Genomic DNA, 549 nt, shown 5'->3' with positions numbered 1-549 from the left:
GGAAGACCGGCCAGGCAACCAGGGCGCAGGCGGCGGCCGACAGCCAGACGCCGGGCCATGACCAGAGGTGCAGCAGCCCTGGAATGGCCACCGGGACGAGGAAGAAGCCGACGAAGACAAAGCTGTTGGCAAGGCTGAGTGCCGTTCCGACATGGCCGGCACCGGCCAGCGTGGCAAGTTCGGTATAGGCAACGCCGTGCCAGGCGGAGACCGAGATGCCGGCGACGACAAGCACCAAGGGCAGGACAGCGATCAGGAAGGATTGGCTGGCAGGCATTGCGGGAACGGCCAGAACCAGCACCCAGAGCACGACGAAGGCCAGCGCGCTGAGCGCACTGCACAAGCGAAGAAACTGACGGCGGTTGCCGTGGCGGTCGGTAAAGCGGCCGCTCCAGACGCGCATGACCATGGCGCCGACCTGTACAGCGACGAGGCTCGCGCTGATCGCCGTCGTGCCAAGCCCGGCGAAGTCGTGCAGGAACACCGACGCGAAAGTGAGGACCGCCACTTGCGGAAAGCAGAGCAAGCCGATCGCGGTCGAGATGCGCC

The 549-nt window shown here is 66.5% G+C and carries 1 protein-coding gene; it reads right to left on the bottom strand.

Features of this window, described 5'->3' with window-relative positions; all coding sequences use genetic code 11:
* Window positions 1–549, bottom strand: a 549-nt coding sequence (locus tag EOA36_RS36730) for an MFS transporter (RefSeq protein WP_145969571.1), incomplete at both ends; no start/stop codon positions are given.

The organism is Mesorhizobium sp. M8A.F.Ca.ET.021.01.1.1 (assembly GCF_003998025.1).
In the GTDB taxonomy this organism is placed as follows: Bacteria; Pseudomonadota; Alphaproteobacteria; order Rhizobiales; family Rhizobiaceae; genus Mesorhizobium.
Note: the sequence above shows the minus strand (reverse complement) of the source record. Positions and strands in the feature narration are given on the sequence as shown.